Origin of the sequence: Tundrisphaera lichenicola (assembly GCF_051175385.1) — a bacterium.
GTDB classification, from domain to species: domain Bacteria; phylum Planctomycetota; class Planctomycetia; order Isosphaerales; family Isosphaeraceae; genus Tundrisphaera; species Tundrisphaera lichenicola.
This window is the reverse complement of sequence record NZ_CP195106.1, coordinates 6,879,598-6,899,249: the sequence shown is the minus strand read 5'-3', so window position 1 is coordinate 6,899,249 and position 19,652 is coordinate 6,879,598. Positions and strand designations below refer to the sequence as shown.

The following is a 19,652-nucleotide window of genomic DNA, read 5'->3' as shown; positions in this document are numbered from 1 at the left end:
GAGGGGGTTCGATCCCCGCTCCACCCTGGAATCGAACCCGGAGATCGACTCCAATGTCCTTCTCGGGAGGCCCGACCGTCCGCCGGACCCGGAGCGATCATGACTCAACTTCGAACGACCGTCATACCGCTGATAATCGGAGTCCTGGCACTAGCCCCGGGCCTCGCGCCTGCTCAGGCCCCGACGCAGAAGGACACCCCGCCGCCGGTCCTGATCTGGCCGGCTCGGGTCTTCGACGGGGTCGAGGCCCAGGCCCACGAGGGCTGGGCCGTCCTGGTCCGCGATGGGGCGATCGCCGAGGTCGGCCCGTCGGCCGAGGTCAAGGCCCCCGACGGAGCGAGGATCATCGACCTCCCCGGCGCGACGCTCCTGCCGGGCCTCATCGACTCGCATTCGCATGTCCTGCTCCACCCCTACAACGAGGCGCCCTGGGAAGATCAGGTCCTCGAGGAGCCGCTAGCCCTCCGGGTCTGCCGGGCGACGAACCACCTCAAGCTCGACCTGATGGCCGGCTTCACCACGCTCCGGGACCTGGGGACCGAGGGGGCGGGCTATGCCGACGTGGGGCTCCGGCAGGCGGTCGAGGAGGGGATCCTCCCCGGCCCCCGCCTCCTGGTCGCGACCCGCGCGATCGTCGCCTCGCGGAGCTACGCCCCGGCCGGTCTCGCCCCCGAGGTCGACGTCCCGCAAGGGGCCGAGGAGGCCGATGGCGATACGCTTCGCCGGGTCGTCCGCGACCAGATCGGCCGAGGGGCCGACGTGATCAAGGTTTACGCCGACAACGGTCGTGGGGCGACCTTCTCGATCGAGGAACTCCGGATGATCGTCGAGACCGCCGGCTCGCAAGGGCGGCCGGTCTCGGCCCACGCCACGACCAGGGAGGGGATGCGACGCGCGGCACTGGCCGGAGTCTCGACGATCGAGCACGGGGACGGCGGCGATGCCGAGGTCTTCCGGCTCATGGCCGAGCGCCACGTCTCGTTCTGTCCGACCTTGACGATCCTGGAGGCCCTCGCCCGATTCGAGGGCGAGCGATCGGGCAATCCCCCCGATACCCGCCGGCTCCAGCAGGCCCGCGCAGCCTTCAAACTGGCCCTCGAAGCGGGCGTGACCATCATCAACGGGAGCGACGTGGGGCCCTTCCCCCACGGCGAGCAGGGCCGAGAGCTGGAGCTGATGGTCGAATCCGGGATGACGCCCCCGGACGCCCTCCGGTCGGCCACCTCGACCGCCGCCAGGGTCCTCGGGCTCGGCGATCAGGTCGGCACGATCAAGCCCGGCCTCCGGGCCGATCTCATCCTGGTCGACGGCGATCCGACCCGCGAGATCGGCGCGGTCCGGAAGATCCGGATGGTCATGAAAGACGGCGTGATCCACAAGGAACCCTGAGAATGTCCATGCGAGTCGACTCGGTCAATGTCGGCATGCCGAAGACGCGGATCTGGCAGGGCCGGTACGTCTCCACCGCGATCTTCAAGGAGCCCGTGTCCTCCAAGGTCCCCCTCCGCGGATTCAACCTCGAAGGGGACGCCCAGGCCGATCTCACCGTCCACGGGGGCCGCGACAAGGCGGTCTATGCGTATCCCCGGGAGCATTACGCCTTCTGGCGGGGCGAGTTGCCCGACCGCGACCTGACCCCGGGGAACTTCGGCGAGAACCTGACGACCGAGGGCCTGCTGGAGGACGAGGTCTCCATCGGCGACGAGTTCCGGGTCGGCACCGCGAAGCTGGTCGTCACCCAGCCGCGTCAACCCTGCTTCAAGCTGGGCATGAGGTTCAACGACCCCTTGATGGTCCGACGGTTCCGGCTCGCCGGCCGCCCCGGGATCTATTTCGCCGTGGTCGAAGAAGGCGAAGTCGGGCCGGGCGACCCGATCGAATGCACCCGCCGCGAGCAGGACCGCGTCACGGTCGTGGAGGTCGCCGAACTGATCTACGACCGCCACGCCGACCCCGAGGCGCTCCGGAAGGCCCTGAAGATCCGCGCCCTCGCCGCCGTGATCCGCGAGGATTTCGAGGGTAGAATTGAGTAAGTGTAGATTGTTTGGATGTCGGATGAATTCCCTCTCCCCCCCGGGAGAGGGTGCCCGAAGGGCGGGTGAGGGTGTCAGCGATCACCCCCGGAAGGCCCCGCCCGATCCGGCACCACCAGGATGACTGGCGATGAGTCGGCCCCGAGCCCCTCGGGAGTCCCCTCGATCCGGGCCCGCGCGGCGATCGTGACCGATCTGGGTTTCGCATCAACCTTCGCCTTGAGAGTGAACGCGGCGACGTTTTCCTCGACTTTCACATCAAGATCCTTAACCGGTTCGAACCCTTCCAGCGCCTTGCCGGACGCGAGCAAGCGAACACTGAGCGGCTTCTTCCCGGCAACGTCGCGCCGGTCGATCGCGAACTTCAGATCGGCGGAACCGCCGGGGGTCACCACGATCGGCCCCTCGGGCGGGATCAGCCCGATCGAGGACCGATCGGCGACGGCCAGGAGCGGCGAGGTCACATCGACGACCGTCTCGTGCGGGCCTTTGATCGGGTCATTCTCGCGCGGGACCTCGTCGATCGCGCCTCGTTCTCGGTAGGAGAAGGCGGCCGGTGCCGGGATGTCGCGAGCGGTCAGGCGGATCGGGAAGGCTCCCATCGCCGCGTCGGTCGAGGCCGAGAATACCAGCAGGCCGCCCGAGTCATCCGGGCCGATGGTCAGGGGCCGGGCCAGGATTCCTTCGGGGAGATCGCCGGCCAGGATGGTGACGGGCCCGGCGAAACCATTCCGCTCGACCGTGATCGGGACGGCCAGCGACCCCGAGCGCGGGACCGTCCGGTGCCCCAGATCGGCCGAGACGGCCAGGTTTCGAAGAACCGGCTCGACCTCGATCCGATAGACGAACCGGTCGCCCCCCCGTCCGAAATAGTCGCGGACCGAGATCAAGATCCCTTCATTCGATTCGATCGGCCGTTCGATCCGGGCGTCCCGGCCGAGCTTGTCATCGTCCTCCCCTTGCGGCTCACCCTTCGGGTCCAGCACCGTCAGGATCGGGTCGCCCGGAGATCCGACCCGCGCCGCCAGGACGCTGATGGCGTAGTCCCCGGCCCGCCCCGCCCCGGCCTTGAGCCGGAAGATGTCCAGGTCGGGCCCGCTGGCATCGGGCGTCCCGAACGTCCCGTTGATCGAGGCCGGGACGGTGATGGTGGTTGATGTCTCGATGTCTTCGTTCGGCTCGATTTCCCCAACTTCGTCCGAGCCGCCCACGCGCATCGCCAGGGCGTTGGACGTGCCGAGCGGGGTCGTGATCGTGAAGGGATGATCCCCTTCGATCGCGTCGGGCGGGGGATCGAAACGAGCCTCCGAACCTTCGGGCAGGTTCGCCCCGAGCAGGCGGATCGGTACACTTCGACCACGCTTCGCCCCGGCGGGAAAGGGGGCGTCGATGATCGGGAACCGCCCGACTTCCAGCCGATAGGGCCGGGTCATCTTCGACTCGATCCCCCCGTCGCGGTGCCGGCCGTTGGCGTCCTGGATCGTCACGAGGTACCGGCCCGATGTTGGTACGGTGGACCAGGCGGCGGCGTCCCGCCCGAACCGGTCGTCGTCGGCGGCCAGCTCGCGACCGTCTGCCGAGAGGATCGCCACCCAGGCATCGAGCTTCGACCCCGCCCTCGCCGCGACCGCCTCCGCCACCAGCGTCTCGCCCGCCTGCATCTCGACGGCGAAGACGTCCACATCGTCGCCCGATGACACGGTCCCCTCGATCGCCGAAGGGATCGAAACGGCCTGGGGTTGGCGTAACCGGTCGTTCGGCTCGACCTCGGCCACGGTCGGGATCGGCCTTCCTACCAGGACCTGACCGGGGTTCGAGATCCCGCCGTCGGTCGCGATCCGGAAGCCGAACGGTCCCGGCTTCATGGGGACGGTCACGCGAACCTTGATGGTTTGAAGCCCATTCCCCTCGGCCTTGCCGATCTCCAGTCCTTCGAACGTGATGGTCGGATCATCGAATCGGAGGGTGGCCCCGTCGCGGACCTCGGAGGCCTTCCCCTCCAGGGTGACAGTCTCTCCGGGGGCCGCGCCGATGGGTCTCGTGGATCGGATCATCGGCGGGGCGATTTGGGCGATCGCGGACTGGGCGAAGCAGGCGGAAACCGCGAGGATGGCGAAGAAGGGACGGCTCATCATCTGGTCCTCGGTCGGCGGCGATCCTCACTCGTTTCTGCAGCGATCCACGATCGCGTTGCGCCTGATTTCGTTTCGTAGGGCGAGCCCTGCCCTGCCCGTGCTGCTGCTCCGGGCTTCGTTGCCTCAGTCGATGAAGAAGTCGATGATGATTTCGGAGATTCGACCGGAATCGAAAAAGATCCATCGCTGATAATAGTTCGACATGTCGTCGGGTTGTTCGCTGTAATACCACGCATCGGCCTCTTCCCAATCCGGTTTGTCCAGTGGTGGACCCATGATTTCAATGACTTCCTTCTTCGACATCCCAAGGCGGATCGTCCGAAACCGAGCCTCATCGTAATTAGTCGAGTAAATCGTGCTGAACCCGAAAATGGGGTCGATCGATCCGAGAAATCGGATGAAACCCAGGCCGATCCCCAACAACCCCACGATGATGAATAGCTGCCTTGAACTCATCCGAAATCGGCTCGGTCGGAAGCATGTCAGCGCTGGCGCGAGGGCTAGTACGACCAGGACCGCGGCGAGCGGCAAGAGCCATCGAGAATTCATGAGTGCTCAAGCTATGTTGGAATCATTGATCTTCACTCTTCCCGGCCCGGCACGAATGTCCGGACTCGCGCCCCGTCCTTCAGGTCCCAGATGATGACCGAGCCGTCCCAGCCCCCGGCGGCGACGGTCGTGTTATCGGGGGCGATGGCGGTGGCGTAGACCCAATCCCTGGGCATTGTCTCTTCTTTGATCTCGACAACCCGGTTTCCGTTCTCCTTCCTGTAGGAGAGGAACGAGGGCCTACCTCCCGAGCCGGCGAAGAGGCCCGAGCCGTCGGGCCTCCACGCGAGGGCGTAGACCGGGCCGGTGTGGCCGAAGCCCTTCTCGGGGTTGGTGGTGTCGGCCAGTTTCCAGTCCTGGATCGAATTGTCGGCCCCGGCTGTGGCGAGGTACTGGCCGTCGGGGCTGAAGGCGATGGCGAGGACCGCGTCCTTGTGGGCCGCCAGCGAGGCGAGTTGCAGGCCGGTCTCGGGGTCGTGGATCTTGGCGGTCCGGTCGGCCGAGCCCGAGGCCAGCTTCTTGCCGTCGGGGCTGAAGGCGAGCGAGGTCACGATGTCGGCGTGGTTCTTGATCGACCGGATCGGATGGCCGGTGGGCACGTCCCAAATGGTGATCACTTTATCCAGGCTCGAAGTGGCCACCTGCTCCGATCCCGGTCGCCAGGCGACGGCGAGGATCGTGTCGGCGTGACCTCGGAGGACCTGACGTTCCCGGCCGGCCCCGTCCCAGATCCGGACCTCTCCGCCCCGGCCGGGGGTGCCGCCGGCCCCGGCGATCGAGCCATCCGACGCATAAGCGACCGAGGTCACCTGGTCGGGGAAGCCCGCCAGCTTCCGGAGCATCTTGCCGGTGGCGGGGTCGAGGAGGATGATCTCGCGATAGCTCGCCACGGCCAGGGCCTTGCCGTCGGGCGAGTAGGCCAGCCCGGTGACGGAGGGCGGGGCGTCGGAGGCGAAGGTCGCGGCCTCCTCGGCTTCGAGCTTCCGGCGCTCCTGGCGTCGGGCGTCGACCGCCTCGGCGTCGACCCTGGCCCCCTGGTCGATCCACCGGGCGAGGACCGCGATCTGATCGCGCGGGATCGAGGTCTTGGGGGGCATCTGGGGCTGGCGGGTCCCGTCCATGAACTGGACGATCAGGCTCTCCTTACCGCTCCCGGGGACGAGAGAAGGCCCCCGGCGTCCGCCCCGCTTCATCGACTCGACGTCGGCCATCGAGAGGTCGGAGGTGGTGAATCCCTCGTCGTGGCAGGCCAGGCAGTGCTCCTCCAGGAAGGGGGCGACCTCCCGGCTATAGCTGACCGGGGCGTCGTCGGCCATCGCCAGGAGGATCAGCGGGATCGCGAGGGGGAGCGTCATCGGGTGCGGATCTCGGGAGGGCGGATCTCAACGAATCCTCAGGCGAGCATCTCGGAGATCGGCGACCCTTCGTCCAGGATCGCGACCGGGCGATTCTCGGGGGTCATCAGGTGACGGGCGGGGTCGACCCCGAGGGCCTGATAGATGGTCGAGGCGACGTCGGCGGGGCTCACCGGGCGGTCGATGACGTGGGCTCCCTGGTCGTCGGTCCGGCCGATCACCCGACCGGGGACGATGTTGGCCCCCGCGAAGACCAGGCTGGCCGCGTGGCCCCAGTGGTCCCGCCCGGCGGTCGCGTTCAGCTTGGGGGTCCGGCCGAACTCGCCCATCGCCACGACCAGGGTCGATTCGAGGAGTCCCCGGCCCTGGAGGTCGTCCAGCAAGGCCGAGAACGCGGCGTCGAATTCCGGGAGCCGCCGGTCGAGCGAGCCGAAGATGTTCGCATGATGATCCCAGCCCGCGCTATTGATCGTGACGAACCGGACGCCGGCCTCGATCAGCCGACGGGCCAGCAGGCACCCTTGCCCGGTGGTGGTCCGGCCATATCGGTCGCGGAGCCTTGGATCTTCGCGGTCGAGATCGAACGCCCGGCGGGCCTCGGGCGAGACCACCAGGTCCATCGCCCTCCGCTGGAATTCGTCCATCGTCCTCAGGCCGTCGTCGGAATCGACCTGGCGGGCGAGGTCGTCCACGGTCAGCCGGAGCGACTGGCGACGCCCGACCCGGCCCGTGGAAGAGTCGCCGGTCACGGTCAGGTCCTTCACCGCGAAGTTCGGCGCGTTGGGATCGCCGCTCTTGAACGACTCGTAGCGCCCGCCCAGGAAGGCGCTCTTGCCCAGCTCCCAGGTGAACGAAGGGTTCTTCGGGACGGCGAAATATGGTGGCATCGGCCCTCGATAGCCCAGCTCGTGGGCCACCACCGCCCCCATCGCCGGGTAGTCGCCGAAGGCCGAGCCGAACTTGCCCGAGAGCACCCAGTTGGTCGCCGTCTCGTGGTGGTCGTTCCCGTGCGCCCCCGACCGGACCAGCGCGAACCGATCATTCCGCGCCGCCAGCAGCGGGATCTTGTCCGAGAACCGGACGCCCGGCAGCCGGGTGTCGATCGTCCCGTACTGTCCTTTCACCTCGCTCGGCGCGTCGGGCTTGGGGTCGAAGCTGTCGTGATGCGAGAGCCCGCCGCCCAGGTAGAGGAGGATCACCGATCGCGCCGGGGCTGCCGTCTCGGGGTTCCCCGAGGCTTCCGCCCGGAGCAAGGCCGGAAGCCCGAACGCCGCCAGCCCGCCCACGCGGAGGAAGTCGCGACGGGCCACGCCATCGCATCGCCTGGACCTCGGGCCAATCGGGATGCGGATCATGGCCGATACCCTCGGTTCCTGACCGAATCAGCTTCGATGAGTCGGTTTCAGTATCCCTCCTGGTCGAGAATTTGACAATGGTTGAATGGGGTGGATCACCGACCAGGGTGCGCCCAGGGATTCTGGGTGTCGTTGCAGGGATCGACAGCCGATCGCCCCGGAGCAAGCTCCGGGTCCGAAAGCGGAAGCAAGCTTCCGCACTCCAAAGCGGCTTCGCCGCCGGGGGGTGCACCTCGAGTTCGGTGGGCCGCCGGAGGCCCTGGAGTGCGGAAGCTTGCTTCCGCTTTGCTCGGGCGGAGCTTGCTCCGCCGACACAACGACCAACAATTCGGGGCACACCCAATTGCCCAGGCCCGACCGCTTCGCGAGATCGGACGCTTGACAGTCGAAGATATTTGATGTATCTAACCAGTCGGTTAGTTAACCGGGTGGATAGATACGAATGACCGACACCTTGAGCATCACCTTCGCGGCTCTGGCCGATCCGACCCGGCGCGCGATCCTCGATCGACTCGCCTCGGGACCGGCCACGGTCAAGGAACTCTCGAGCCCGTTCGCGATGAGCGGGCCGGCCGTCTCCAAGCATCTCCGGGTGCTGGAGCGGGCCGGCCTGGTCGCCCGGGGTCGCGAGGCGCAGTGGCGGCCCTGTCGGCTGGAGGCGGCCCCGATCAAGGAGGTCGCCGAGTGGGCCGAGAACTACCGACGTTTCTGGGATGAGAGTTTCGGTCGGCTGGACGAGTACCTCGAACGCCTCAAGGCCAGGGAGAAGGACCATGAACGCGACGGATAAGCCGGGGACCACGACGTTCACGACGCCGACGGATCGCGAGATCGTCATTTCGCGCGTCTTCGACGCCCCTCGACGGCTGGTCTGGGAGGCCGTGACCAACCCCGAGCATGTGCCGAACTGGTACGGGCCGAGGGGCTGGACCCTCCCGGTCTGCACCATCGACCTTCGCCCGGGGGGGGCCTGGCGGTTCGTCGGGCAAGGCCCCGATGGCTCGCGGATGGGGATGAGCGGGGTCTATCGCGAGATCGCACCGCCCGAGCGACTGGTGACGACCGAGTCGTTCGACGACTTCCCCGGCGAGTCGATCAATACCCTGACCCTCGTCGAGTCGGGCGGACGGACCACGATGACGGTCGCGGTCCTCTACCCGTCTCGAGAGGTCCGAGACGCCGTCCTCCAGTCCGGGATGCAGGACGGAGCCTCCCAGACCTACGATCGACTGGCCGAGCACCTGCAAGGGATGGACTGAGCGGCGACGGGCGAACGTAAATCGCGACGGGCAAAGTATGCGCAAGGGCGTGGTCCGTGGCGATAGTGAATGTTGCCCGGGTCTGCAACGACGGTGGGGCGCGTTGGGATCGGGGATCGACCTGATCCACCCCGTCGGAACGAAGCCACTCTCACCGTCCGGGTGGCAGGGGTAAGCGCCAGCTTACCCCGGGAATGACGTCGAATCCGGGGTAAGCTGGCGCTTACCCCTGCCACCCGGACAAGAGGCGGGATCGTGAATCTACATCGTTCACAACTCGGAACGAAGCCACTCAGGTGGTCGGAACGAAGCCACTCAGGTGGTCGGAACGAAGCCAATCGCTCTGTCGGAACGAAGCCATTGCTGCTGTCGGGACGAAGCCATTGCTGCTGTCGGGACGAAGCCACCTCCGGGTAGGGCCATCGAGACGACCACTTGGACCCAGCCCAGGAATGTCTTACTATGGTTAAACATCCGATCGTGGAGCAACCTTGACGCGAGCCCTGGTCGCCATGACACGAATCCCGACGATCGCCCTCGGCCTGGCCTGCCTGTCGATGATCGGGGCCGATGCTCCCCCGACCGGCGAGCGGTCGGCCCCTTCGTTCGTCAACGATGTGGTGCCCGTCCTGACACGGCTGGGTTGCAACTCGGGGGGGTGTCACGGGAAGCTCGCGGGCCAGGCTGGGTTCAAGTTGAGCCTCCGAGGGTATGCCCCGGAGTTAGATCATCTGGCGATCACCCGCGACTCCAAGGGGCGACGGATCGCCAAGAGCCGCCCTCGCGAGAGCCTCCTGCTGGCCAAGCCGCTGATGCGGGTCCCTCATCAGGGGGGGCAGAAGTTGAAGGCGGGCACGCCCGAGTACCAGACGTTGCTGGCCTGGATCGCCGCAGGGACCCCCGGGCCGACCGGCCAGGAGCCGACGATCATCCGACTGGTGGTCGAGCCGGCCTCGGCCACCTACCGGCCCGGTCAGTCCGTCGGACTCCGGCTGATGGCCCACGACTCGGGAGGGGGCGTCCGCGACGTGACGCGGCTCGCGCTCTTCAAGTCGAACGAGGAGGGGCTGGCCCAGGTCGACGAGAACGGCCGGGTCGAGGCGCTCCGACCGGGGGCCACGTCGGTGATGGCCAGCTTCATGGGCGAGGTGGCCGTGCATGTGGTGACCACCCCCTACGACCAGGAGGTGGACGAGGCGGCCTATGCCGCCCGGTCGAACTTCATCGACGATCGCGCGATGGACCGGCTCCGCGAGCTTCGGCTCGAACCCTCGCCGGGTTGCGATGACGCCACCTATCTCCGACGGGCCTCGATCGACCTGACCGGCTCGCTTCCCACGCCCGAAGACGCATCGGCGTTCCTGGATGACCCCTCGCCCGACAAGCGGGCCGCGCTGGTGGATCGACTGATCGGGAGCCCGGCCTATGTCGATTACTGGGCGATGGCCTGGGGCGAGCTGTTCCAGAACCGTCGCGAGCGTGACAACGACAAGCGGGGCCGCAAGGGGGTCCGCGGGTTCGCCCACTGGCTCCGCGAGCAGGTCCGGACCAACCGCCCCTGGGACGAACTGGCCCGCGACGTCCTGACCGCCCGAGGGCCCTTGAACGACGAGCCGGCCGGAGGCTATTACCTGGTCAACCGCAAGCCCGAGGAACTCGCCGAGTCCACCAGCCAGGCGCTCTTGGGGACCCGGATCGCCTGCGCCAAGTGCCACAATCACCCGCTCGAACGGTACACCCAGGACGACTATTACGGGATGGCCGCCTTCTTCAGCCGGATCAAGGTCGACGCCAAGGCGACCGATCAGGGGGCCTCGGTCAACGTCGGGGCTCCGGGTCGACGGAGGGGCGGACGGGGGGCCAAGGCCGACCCCGAGCGCGTGGGCTTGACCCAGCCGAGGACCGGGGAATTCCTCCCCCCCCGGCCGCTCGATCGGTCGGAGATCACGCTCGAATCGGGCCAGGACCCGAGGGCCGCGCTCGCCTCGTGGATGGGCGGGGCGGGCCGTCGGAGCTTCGCCCGTTCGATCGTCAATCGGGTCTGGAAGCGGTTCTTCGCCGTCGGGCTGGTCGAGCCGGTCGACGACCTCCGGGCCAGCAACCCCGCCTCGAACGAACCCTTGCTGGATGCGCTCGTGGATGACCTGATCGCCCACGAATACGACCTGAGGAGGCTGATGCGGCTGATCGTCTCATCGAGGATCTATGCCCTCTCGTCGGAGACCCTGCCCGCCAACGCGAGCGACCGGACGTTCTTCTCTCACTATCTGCCCAGGCGACTCCCCGCCGAGGTCCTGGCCGACGCGTTGGCTGTGGTGACGGGCGTCCCCGAATCTTACGAAGGGCAGCCGGTCGGGATCCGGGCCGTGCAGTTGCCCGACCCCCAGATCCGCAACGACCTCCTGGAAACCTTCGGCCGACCCGACCGCGTGACCGCCTGCGCCTGCGAGCGGACCGCCGACGTGACCATGCCGCAGGTCCTCCACCTGATGAATGGCGACGCCCTGAACCGGAGGATCGAGGACGGCGAGGGCCGCCTGGCCGGGCTGATCCGGGAGGGTCAGTCGGATCGAGAGATCGTCGAGACTTTATTTCTGGCCTCCCTGGCCCGGAGGCCGAGCGAGTCGCAGTGGCGGACGGTCGAGTCGACCCTCGCGGGGCTCGAAGGAGACGACCGGGTGGCCGTGTTTCGCGACCTCATGTGGGCACTCGTGAATGCGAAGGAGTTCCTGTTCGGGCACTGATGGGCGATTCGAGTTTGGCGGGGCCGTGAGCCACTCTCGATATTGGCACTTTCTGCCGCGATCCGTGACTCGGCAGGCCAACCCTGCCCTACGAAACTAATTCATGTCAAAATATCCTGGATTACCTTGCCGTGCACGTCGGTCAGGCGTCGGTTGGCCCCGTTGTAGTAGAAGGTCAGGCGTTCGTGGTCGAGGCCGAGCAGGTGGAGGATGGTGGCGTGGAAGTCGTGGACGTCCACAACCTTCTCGACGGCCTTGTGGCCGAACTCGTCGGTGGCCCCGTAGCTGAAAGCCCGCTTGACGCCGGCCCCGGCCATCCAGGCGGTGAAGCCGGAGGGGTTATGGTCGCGGCCCTGGGTCCCCTTCTGGAAGGTCGGCATCCGGCCGAACTCGGTATTCCAGATCACCAGGGTGTCGTCCAGCAGGCCCAGGGATTTGAGGTCGTGCAGGAGCGCGGCGGCGGGTCGGTCCAGGATCGGTCCGTGGCGGTTGTAGTCGGACTCGATCCTCCGGTGGCCGTCCCAGTTGAGGTTCCCCTCGCCCATGGCGAAGGCCCCGTTGAACAGGGTGACGAACCGGACCCCCCGCTCCAGGAGCCGCCGGGCCAGCAGGCAATTCCGGCCGAACCCGGCGAGCGTGGCGTTGGGGTCGTCGAGCCCGTAGAGCTCGCGAGTCGCGGGGGATTCGCCCGAGAGGTCGGCGACCTCGGGGGCTCCCAGCTGCATCCGCGCGGCCAGCTCGTAGGAGGCGATCCGGGCCGACAGCTCTGCGTCGCCGGGGTTGCGTCTCAGATGCTCATCGTTGAGGAACTTGAGGAAGTCCCGGGTCGCTTGGTCGTCCCCCTCGGCGATCCGGTCGGGCCGCTTGAGGTGGGGGATCGGCTTGTCGGCGTTGAACGCGGTCCCCTGGTGCATCGCCGGGAGGAAGCCCGCCGCCCAGTTGGCCGGACCTTGCTGGGGGACGCCCCGGGGGTCGGGGATCGCGACATAGGCGGGGAGGTCGCGGTTCTCGGACCCCAGCGCGTACGAGACCCACGAGCCGAGGCTGGGGTATCCCTCGGCGGTGAATCCGGTACTCAGGAAGATCTCGCCGGGCCCGTGGGTGTTGGTCTTCGAGGTCAACGAGTGGATGAAGCACATCTCGTCGGCCAGTTCGCCCAGGCGAGGGAGGAGGTCGGAGGTCATCTTGCCCGACTCCCCCCGAGGCCGGAACGCCCAGGGGCTCCGGGCCAGGTTGCCGTTCTCCCCCTGGAAGGTTCGGAGGTTCTCGGCGCCCGGCATCGGCTGGCCGTTCCGGCTGACCAGTGAGGGCTTGTAATCCCAGGTGTCGAGGTGGCTCAGGGCCCCGGTGCAGAAGATCTGCACGACCCGCTTCGCCCGGGGCGGGTGGTGCGGCATCCCCGCCGGGGCGGAGTCCTCCCCCTTCGCGCGTTGCTCGGCGAGCATCGCCCCCAGGGCGATCCCGCCCAGGCCGGTCGAGAACTGCGAGAGGAACGACCGGCGATCGAGGAGTCGGAGGCCGCCGGGGCCGGGGGTGTTGTCGGGCATCGGTCGAGGCTCCCGGCTTCAAGGGACGTGCAGGAATTCGTTGGCGTTGAAGAGGGCCCGGGCCAGCGCGGGGGCCCCGTGATCGCGGACGAGCCCGATGGCGGCCGGACGCTCGGCCTCGGTCGGGCACCGTCCGAAGGCCAGCTCGAAGGCCCGATCGACCTGCGACCCGGGGTCGGGACCGGCCTCGGCCTCCAGGCGATCCGCCAGGCGGTTGGCCTGGTCGAGGATGAACCGGCTGTTGAGCAGGTTGAAGGCCTGGAGCGCGGTGGTCGAGATGTTCCGGCGCGGGGCGGTCAGTCCTCCGTCGGGGCAGTCGAAGGCCCCGAAGGTCGGGTCGGGCTGGCTCCGGGGCTTGAACTGGTAGACCATCCGCCGGAACGTGTCGGCGCCAAGCTCCTCCCTCGGGGTGAACACGACCACATAGTTGGTGTTCTTCTCCCAGAGGGTGTAGCCCGGCCCGCCCATCCGGAGGTCGAGCGTACCGGCGGTGGCCAGGATCGCGTCGCGGATCTCCTCGGCCTCCAGCCTCCGGGGGTTGAACCGCCAGAGTTTCCGGTTCTCGCCGTCGAGGGCCCTGGCTTGCTCGTCGATCCGGCTCGACTGCCGATAGGTGGCCGAGAGGACCATCAGCCGGTGGATCGGCTTGAGCCGGCCCCCGTTGGCGAGGAACTCGGAGGCCAGCCAGTCGAGCAGCTCGGGATGCGAGGGGCGGTCGCCGTTGAAGCCGAAGTCGCTGGGCGTGGCGACGATCCCCCGGCCGAAGTGGTAATGCCAGGCCCGGTTGACCATCACCCGAGGGGCGAGCGGGTTGGCCGGGTCGGCGATCCAACGGGCCAGCGCGACCCGTCGAGCGGCCTCGGGAGAGTCGGCCGGAAGCTCCAGTTTGGGACGGACCGCCGAGAGGCCCGAGGGGGGGATCGCATCCAGCTTCTGGGTCGGGTCGCCGCGCCTCAGGATGTGGGTCGGGCCGGGCTGGGTGAACGTCCCGGCGTAGACCTTGATCGTCGAGCCGAGCGCGGCCAGCCGCTTCCGGAGGTCGTCGCGCTGGCGGATCAAGGCCTCGCGACCCGACGAGGCGGGCGGGGTCTCGTCGGCCTTCGCGGCCCGATCCTTCGAGGAGGCGACCACCCGCCACTGGCCCGGTTCCTCGGCGACCTCGACCCGGTACACGGCGGCGGTCCGGTCGCGGTAGGTCCCTTCCCGGTCACGCCCCCAGACAATCCGGTCGATCGTGGCGGGCTCCTTCAGCTCGACCCCCGCCGAGCCCTTCCCGGCCTCGGCCGAGATCCAGCTTCGGCCGTTTCCCACCTGGCCGTCGTTCAGGTGTTCGAGCCGATGGATCGGGCTGTTCGGATAGGTGGACGAAGCGAAGGCCATGCCGCCCAGGGCCAGATTGCGCGGATCGGGGCCGGCGGACCAGACCTCCAGCTCGTCGATGCAGGGCTCGGCCCCTCCGTTGGTCGACTCGACGGTGAACCGGATGAATCGGGCCGGGGTGGGCTCGAACCGCTCGACGTTCCGGAGCGGGTCGACCGGCGGACGCCCCGGCGATCCGGCCTCGACCCGGGCCAGGGGCTCCGTCTCGTCCAGCTCGCGCTCGACCCCGGCCAGCTCGACCCGGACCGACTCGGCCTCGCGGAGCCTCCCCTCGTCGTTGACGGGGATCATCCGGTCGGCGTGGTTGACCCCGGCGAAGGCGGCCTGAATCCCGTAATAATCCTTCTGGCTGATCGGGTCGAACTTGTGGTCGTGGCACCGGGCGCACTGGGCGGTCAGGCCGAGGAAGGCGGTCGATGTGGTGGCGACCATGTCGTCCAGGTCGTCGACGCGCTGCTGGAGGACCTGGTCGGGCTGCTGATTGCCGACCACGTCGTGCGACCCGGCCACGATGAACCCGGTGGCGGCCTGGGTGAGCCAGTCGGCCCCCTCGATGGTGTCGCCGGCCAGTTGCTCCTCGACGAACCGGGGGAACGGGGTGTCGTCGTTGAAGGCCCGGATCACGTAGTCGCGATAGGGCCAGGCATCGGGCCGGAGGTTATTGGTCTCGTAGCCGTGGCTCTCGGCGAACCGGACCACATCCAGCCAGTGACGACCCCAGCGCTCGCCATAGCGGGGGGACGCCAGGAGCCGGTCGACCAGCTTCTCGTAAGCGTCGGGGGACGTGTCATTGTCGAAGGCCCGGACTTCCTCGGGCGACGGTGGGAGTCCGGTGAGGTCGAAGGAGACCCGACGAAGATAGGTCGCGCGGTCGGCCTCGGGGGCGGGCTGGAGCCCGTCGCGTTCGAGCCCGGCCAGGATGAAGGCGTCGATCGGGGTCCGGACCCAGTCGGGTCTGCGGACCTCGGGGACCTCGACCCTGGCGATCGGTCGGAGCGACCACCAGTTGGGACCGGCCCGTCGAGCGGCCAGGGGTTCGACCTCGTAGGTGGCCCCCGACTCGACCCACGACCGGAAGGCCGCCAGATCCTCGGGCTTGAGCGCCCGGCCGGGGGGCATCTCGCCGGCCTCGATCCGCTCGATCAGCAGGCTTTCGACCGCCTTGCCGGGGACCAGGGCCGGCCCGTTCTCGCCGCCCTGGAGGGCCGACGCCCGGCGGGTCAGGTCGAGCCCTCCCTTCCTGGGGTCGTCCGAGTGGCAGCCCAGGCACTTGTCGGCCAGGATCTCTCGGACCCGGTCGGAGGGCGATATCCCAGGACCCTCGGCCCGGGTCGCCGCCCCGATCGCCAGGGTCAGGAAAATCCCGGCGATCGGGGAAAAGCTCGCGCCGACGGTCCTCGATCGCTCGATCGCCATGGAGGGCCTACTCCGCTGGTCTGGTTGATTCATCCCCGGATCGCACGATCTCCCGATCATCGCAGAGTCGGGCCGATCGGGCAACCGAATGTTGAATCTTGTTTAACAGGGTTAGGCGGGGCTACCAGCTCGAAGTCAGGGTTTCAAGAGCTTGCGGATCTCGCCGTCGATCTCGCCCGCCTTGGCCTGGGCCTCGGCCATTGGCAACCCTTTCTTCATGCCGGGCCGCTTGTGCCGGGTCTCGGTGAGCCAGGAGTCTTTGAGCATTCTTTGCTTGGACTGGACGAGCTTGAGGACTTCCAGGCCGTTCGGGAGGGCCCCCAGGACCTTCTCGGGATCGGATTCGCCCATGACTTCGCCGGCCGGGACGCCCCAGTGCTTGAGGAGTTCGCGGGCGATCAGCCACTGCCCGGTGGCGTCGATGTGGACCCCGTCGCCGGCCAGGCGGAAGTCGGGATTGTGGACCCTCTGGTGGGCCAGGTATTGCTCGATGGGTCCGTGAAGGTCGACCACGTCCCAGCCGTTGCCGCGCTGGGCCAGGAGCCAGGCCCCGTAGAGGTTCAGGACCTCGTCATACCCGGTGTAGGGCTGGCGGTACTCGCTGAGGCCGGCCGGGAGTGTCGACGCCTTGACCGGCACGGCGTCGAAGACGGGCGGGGTCAGGTGCAGGACCCTGGCCCCGGCCGCCTGGGCCTTGGCCCGGACCGACTCGATCCCTTCGCGGTACTTCGCGAACCGCTCGTCTCCATAGGGATAGTAAATCCCGTCGTTCATCCCGTAACAGACGACCACCAGGTCGGGCCTGGTCGCGGCGAGGACCCGGTCGACCCGCTCGCCCAGCGAGGGACGAGGGAAGGCTCCCCCCGCGTGGCCGGGCTCGGAGAGCCCCGAGACGGTCTCGCTGGGCAGGCCGATGTCGAGGAACTCGCAGTCCAGGCCGGGATCCTTGAGCCGGAGGTAGGCCTCGACATCCTCGACGAACTGCCCCGAGTAGGTGATGCTGTCGCCCAGGAAGACGACGCGATGGACACCCTCCAGGGGAGACTGCTCATCGGCGAAGGCCGGGGCGTTGCCCCCGATCCCGAGCGCGAGCAAGGCTGCCAGGCATGAGATGCGGATCATGATGCGACCTCCGGGTTGCGGGTGGGAGAGCCAGAGGTGATCGAGGATACCGCATCGGTCACGTCATGGAATGGGGCGATCCGGAGGGGTGGGCTTTTCCGCCACCCCCTCCAGGTTGGAGGGGGTGGCAGCGGGATCCGATCAATCGTCGTCATCGTCCTCGGCCTGACCCGGGGCCTCGCCGGGTCGTCCGGGATAGGGCCTTGATCCCTTGAAGAGGCTGTACCAGTTGATCCGGTTCAGCCAGTAGGGGTCGGCGGCGTCGAGGTGGCTCCAGTCCAGTTCCATCGTCTTGTCGAGCCAGTATTTGTCCGCCGCGCTCAGTTTCTTTCCCGAGGGGTTCCGCTCGTCGAGCGGGACGTTGTTCTTCGCGGCGACGTAGGGCGTGAGGTCGAGATCGTCGGAGAAGCAGGCGGCCATCGGGTCGGCCAGGGCGTCGAACCGGTTCATCGGGTCGAGCCCGAGCATCATCTCGATCGACCGGATCATGTTGGGCTGGGTGTAGAAGGTCGAGTCGACCGTCTTCCGCTTGTTGTACGGGCTGATGGCCATGAAGACGGTCCGGTGGCCGTCGACGTGGTCGGGTCCGGCCTGGGCGTCGTCCTCGACGACGAAGATGCAGGTCTCCTTCCATTGGGGGCTCCTGGAGATGGCCTCGACTACGCGACCCAGGGCCAGGTCGTTGTCGGCCAACATGGCCCTGGGCGTGGGGTACTTGGGGTTGGTCCCCTCGGCGTGGTCGCAGGGAAGACTCATGATCATCAGGTTGGGCACGGTGTCGGCCTTGCTAAACTCTTCGTATTCGCGGATGAACACGTCGGCGCGGTGCTGGTCGCTCTGGATCAGGGGCCAGTAGATCACCTCGGGGCAGATGTACGGCCGGAGGCTCGGGACGTCGCAGACCGCCCGGAACTTGAACTTGTTCGTCCCGGTGGCCCGATCGTTCCAGACCTCGAACCAGTCCTGCGGGATCGGCTCGACCTGGGCTTTCTCCTCATCGCAGAACTCGCCCCAGACGCGGAGGGTCTTGTTCTTCTTGAGAGCGGCATCCCAGATCGCCCCCGCGCTGGAGATCGACATCACGTCTTCCCCCTCGCAAGGATAGGTCCGCGAGTAGCCCACATAGAAGTGTTCCATGTATTCGTTGGCCAGGCTCTGGGTCGACCACTGGTGGCCGTCCGCGCTATTGGTGCCGGAGACGTACCCGTTGTCGAAGAGGGTGAACTCGCGGGCGAGCTTCCGGTGGTTGGGCATCACGGTCTCGCCGAGCGAGCAGAGCTTGGGGTCGCCGTTCCCCTCGGGCAGGTCGCCGAAGATCTCGTCGTAGGTCCGGTTCTCCTTGATGATGTAGAGGACGTGCTTGATCGCCCCGTTGTAGACCTTCAGGGCGGGCCGGCCGGGGTTGGCGTCCCATCGGTTGTTCCGGGCCACGATCTCGGTCTGGGCGGCGAGGTCCTTCGCCAGGTCGAGGACGGTGACGGTCCCCTGGAAGTCGTGGGTGTTGCCGGGCTTGCCCAGCAGGGTATTCTGGACCGAGCCGTTTCCTTTGGTGTTCAGGACGTAGGCACGATCGCCGTCGAGCGCGAGTGCCGTCGGGAAGTAGCCGGCGGGGCGGAACCCCTTCACCTTGCCTTCGGCCAGATCAACCTCGGCCACGGCATTGTCGCCGCCGTCGGCCACGTAGAGCGTGCCTCCCCGGATGGCCAGGGCGTTGGGCATCCCGCCGAGGAGGCCGAGCTTCCCCCACCTCATCGGGATGGTCCGCGCGACCGTGCCGGCCTCGATGTCGATCTCGGAGATCGTGTCGCTCATCGCGTTGGCGACGTAGGCGAACTTGCCCGAGACCGCGATGGCCGTCGGGTGGATGCCGACTTCCAGGTGCCGGGCGTTCCCGGTCTCCCGGTCGATCAGGCTGACGGTCCCGGAGATCGCCGTGTTCCGCTCGTCGGCCACGATATCGAGGTTGGCGCTCTTGGAGGTGACATCGCCGGGATTGGCCAGGCGGCCCCCCCAGTTGCTCACGATGATCGTCCTCTCGTCCTCGGAGAGCCGGGGCTCGAAGGGGAGGTTCTGCACGGGGAGGTCGCGGATCGAGGTGTTGGTGGCGAGGTCGACCTCGATCACCGCGTTCCGGTCGGCCGCGGCCACGAAGAGTCGGGCGCCGTCGCGGGTGATCGCGATCCCGCCGGGGACCGGGTTCCCCGCGGTCCCCGGAGGCTCCAGCGCGATCTTCGGGCCGAGGGCGAGCTTGCCCCGATCGTGGCGGAACTCCTGGATATATCCCTTGTCGGTGCTGGCGAAGAGCCGCGAGCCGTCGGGAGACCAGGCCAGGCCCCGGAAGGCGGCCTTGGTCCCGATCTTGACCTCGGTCCCGGGGCGGACCCCCTCGGCATCGCCCAGGAAGACGGTGGTCTTGTTCAGGACGGCGTAGAAGCCGCCGAGCGGGTGGACGGCCAGGTCGATCGGCCGACCGTCGAAGGCGATCGAGCCGGGCTCGATCCGCTGGCCCGAGGAGACCAGGAACGCCCCATCGGGCTGCCGGCCCATCCGGAGGACCGCCAGCCGGGCCATGCCCACGCCCCCGGCCACCAGGCTTGCCGCCGCCAGGCCCAGGATCAGATTTCGCCGGTAAGTCCTCGTCATCGACCAACTCCCAAATCCCCGCGACGTCCCGAAACAAGCGTCGGGCCGTCCACGGGGCCATCGTAACGACCTGCCCGTCGGCTGTAAGGCACCCGGCCTGCTTTTCACGCAAAC

13 protein-coding genes are annotated in these 19,652 nt (G+C 67.9%); 5 read left to right on the top strand and 8 right to left on the bottom strand.

Annotated features, from left to right (window positions below; all coding sequences use genetic code 11):
* Positions 1-99 precede the first annotated feature (99 nt).
* The gene (locus tag P12x_RS27415) at positions 100-1,389 is read left to right on the top strand and encodes an amidohydrolase family protein (protein WP_435008208.1); all 1,290 of its coding nucleotides are present in this window, start codon (positions 100-102) and stop codon (positions 1,387-1,389) included.
* A gap of 2 nt (positions 1,390-1,391) precedes the next feature.
* Entirely contained in the window at positions 1,392-2,033 is a 642-nt protein-coding gene (locus P12x_RS27410) for an MOSC domain-containing protein (protein WP_435008207.1), read from the top strand.
* A gap of 74 nt (positions 2,034-2,107) precedes the next feature.
* Here the strand turns inward: P12x_RS27410 and P12x_RS27405 are convergent, their stop codons facing one another.
* The 4 genes from P12x_RS27405 to P12x_RS27390 form a co-directional block, all read right to left on the bottom strand.
* Complete coding sequence (locus tag P12x_RS27405; protein ID WP_435008206.1) at positions 2,108-4,168, bottom strand: hypothetical protein; 2,061 nt, start codon at positions 4,166-4,168, stop codon at positions 2,108-2,110.
* Between the two features lie 123 nt (positions 4,169-4,291).
* Complete coding sequence (locus tag P12x_RS27400) at positions 4,292-4,471, bottom strand: hypothetical protein (RefSeq protein WP_435008205.1); 180 nt, start codon at positions 4,469-4,471, stop codon at positions 4,292-4,294.
* A gap of 278 nt (positions 4,472-4,749) precedes the next feature.
* Positions 4,750-6,072: a c-type cytochrome domain-containing protein gene (locus P12x_RS27395; protein ID WP_435008204.1), complete on the bottom strand. Its 1,323-nt coding sequence runs from the start codon at positions 6,070-6,072 to the stop codon at positions 4,750-4,752.
* Between the two features lie 38 nt (positions 6,073-6,110).
* Complete coding sequence (locus tag P12x_RS27390) at positions 6,111-7,427, bottom strand: DUF1501 domain-containing protein (RefSeq protein ID WP_435008203.1); 1,317 nt, start codon at positions 7,425-7,427, stop codon at positions 6,111-6,113.
* A 442-nt stretch (positions 7,428-7,869) separates the two neighbouring features.
* Here P12x_RS27390 and P12x_RS27385 point away from each other — a divergent pair, with 442 nt between their 5' ends.
* From P12x_RS27385 to P12x_RS27375, 3 genes are all read left to right on the top strand, one after another.
* Positions 7,870-8,217 (top strand): ArsR/SmtB family transcription factor, encoded by a 348-nt coding sequence (locus P12x_RS27385; RefSeq protein WP_435008202.1) that lies wholly within the window; start codon positions 7,870-7,872, stop codon positions 8,215-8,217.
* Complete coding sequence (locus P12x_RS27380) at positions 8,201-8,686, top strand: SRPBCC family protein (protein ID WP_435008201.1); 486 nt, start codon at positions 8,201-8,203, stop codon at positions 8,684-8,686. The genes P12x_RS27385 and P12x_RS27380 overlap by 17 nt, the downstream gene beginning before the upstream one ends.
* A gap of 512 nt (positions 8,687-9,198) precedes the next feature.
* Positions 9,199-11,430 carry a DUF1549 domain-containing protein gene (locus P12x_RS27375; RefSeq protein WP_435008200.1) on the top strand — a complete coding sequence of 744 codons (2,232 nt, stop codon included), beginning with the start codon at positions 9,199-9,201 and terminating at the stop codon, positions 11,428-11,430.
* Positions 11,431-11,531: 101 nt separating this feature from the next.
* On the opposite strand, the gene P12x_RS27370 is transcribed toward P12x_RS27375, so the two are convergent.
* From P12x_RS27370 to P12x_RS27355, 4 genes are all read right to left on the bottom strand, one after another.
* The gene (locus P12x_RS27370) at positions 11,532-12,977 is read right to left on the bottom strand and encodes a DUF1501 domain-containing protein (RefSeq protein ID WP_435008199.1); all 1,446 of its coding nucleotides are present in this window, start codon (positions 12,975-12,977) and stop codon (positions 11,532-11,534) included.
* An 18-nt stretch (positions 12,978-12,995) separates the two neighbouring features.
* Complete coding sequence (locus P12x_RS27365) at positions 12,996-15,773, bottom strand: PSD1 and planctomycete cytochrome C domain-containing protein (protein ID WP_435008198.1); 2,778 nt, start codon at positions 15,771-15,773, stop codon at positions 12,996-12,998.
* A 135-nt stretch (positions 15,774-15,908) separates the two neighbouring features.
* Positions 15,909-16,895 (bottom strand): SGNH/GDSL hydrolase family protein, encoded by a 987-nt coding sequence (locus P12x_RS27360; protein WP_435008197.1) that lies wholly within the window; start codon positions 16,893-16,895, stop codon positions 15,909-15,911.
* Positions 16,896-17,036: 141 nt separating this feature from the next.
* Entirely contained in the window at positions 17,037-19,538 is a 2,502-nt protein-coding gene (locus tag P12x_RS27355; RefSeq protein WP_435008196.1) for an alkaline phosphatase family protein, read from the bottom strand.
* Between the last annotated feature and the right edge of the window lie 114 nt (positions 19,539-19,652).

Coding starts and splice junctions, on each gene's coding strand:
- P12x_RS27415 (WP_435008208.1), top strand. CDS start 100: ATGACTCAACTTCGAACGACCGTCATACCGCTGATAATCGGAGTCCTG.
- P12x_RS27410 (WP_435008207.1), top strand. CDS start 1,392: ATGTCCATGCGAGTCGACTCGGTCAATGTCGGCATGCCGAAGACGCGG.
- P12x_RS27405 (WP_435008206.1), bottom strand. CDS start 4,168: ATGATGAGCCGTCCCTTCTTCGCCATCCTCGCGGTTTCCGCCTGCTTC.
- P12x_RS27400 (WP_435008205.1), bottom strand. CDS start 4,471: ATGTCGAAGAAGGAAGTCATTGAAATCATGGGTCCACCACTGGACAAA.
- P12x_RS27395 (WP_435008204.1), bottom strand. CDS start 6,072: ATGACGCTCCCCCTCGCGATCCCGCTGATCCTCCTGGCGATGGCCGAC.
- P12x_RS27390 (WP_435008203.1), bottom strand. CDS start 7,427: ATGATCCGCATCCCGATTGGCCCGAGGTCCAGGCGATGCGATGGCGTG.
- P12x_RS27385 (WP_435008202.1), top strand. CDS start 7,870: ATGACCGACACCTTGAGCATCACCTTCGCGGCTCTGGCCGATCCGACC.
- P12x_RS27380 (WP_435008201.1), top strand. CDS start 8,201: ATGAACGCGACGGATAAGCCGGGGACCACGACGTTCACGACGCCGACG.
- P12x_RS27375 (WP_435008200.1), top strand. CDS start 9,199: ATGACACGAATCCCGACGATCGCCCTCGGCCTGGCCTGCCTGTCGATG.
- P12x_RS27370 (WP_435008199.1), bottom strand. CDS start 12,977: ATGCCCGACAACACCCCCGGCCCCGGCGGCCTCCGACTCCTCGATCGC.
- P12x_RS27365 (WP_435008198.1), bottom strand. CDS start 15,773: ATGGCGATCGAGCGATCGAGGACCGTCGGCGCGAGCTTTTCCCCGATC.
- P12x_RS27360 (WP_435008197.1), bottom strand. CDS start 16,895: ATGATCCGCATCTCATGCCTGGCAGCCTTGCTCGCGCTCGGGATCGGG.
- P12x_RS27355 (WP_435008196.1), bottom strand. CDS start 19,538: ATGACGAGGACTTACCGGCGAAATCTGATCCTGGGCCTGGCGGCGGCA.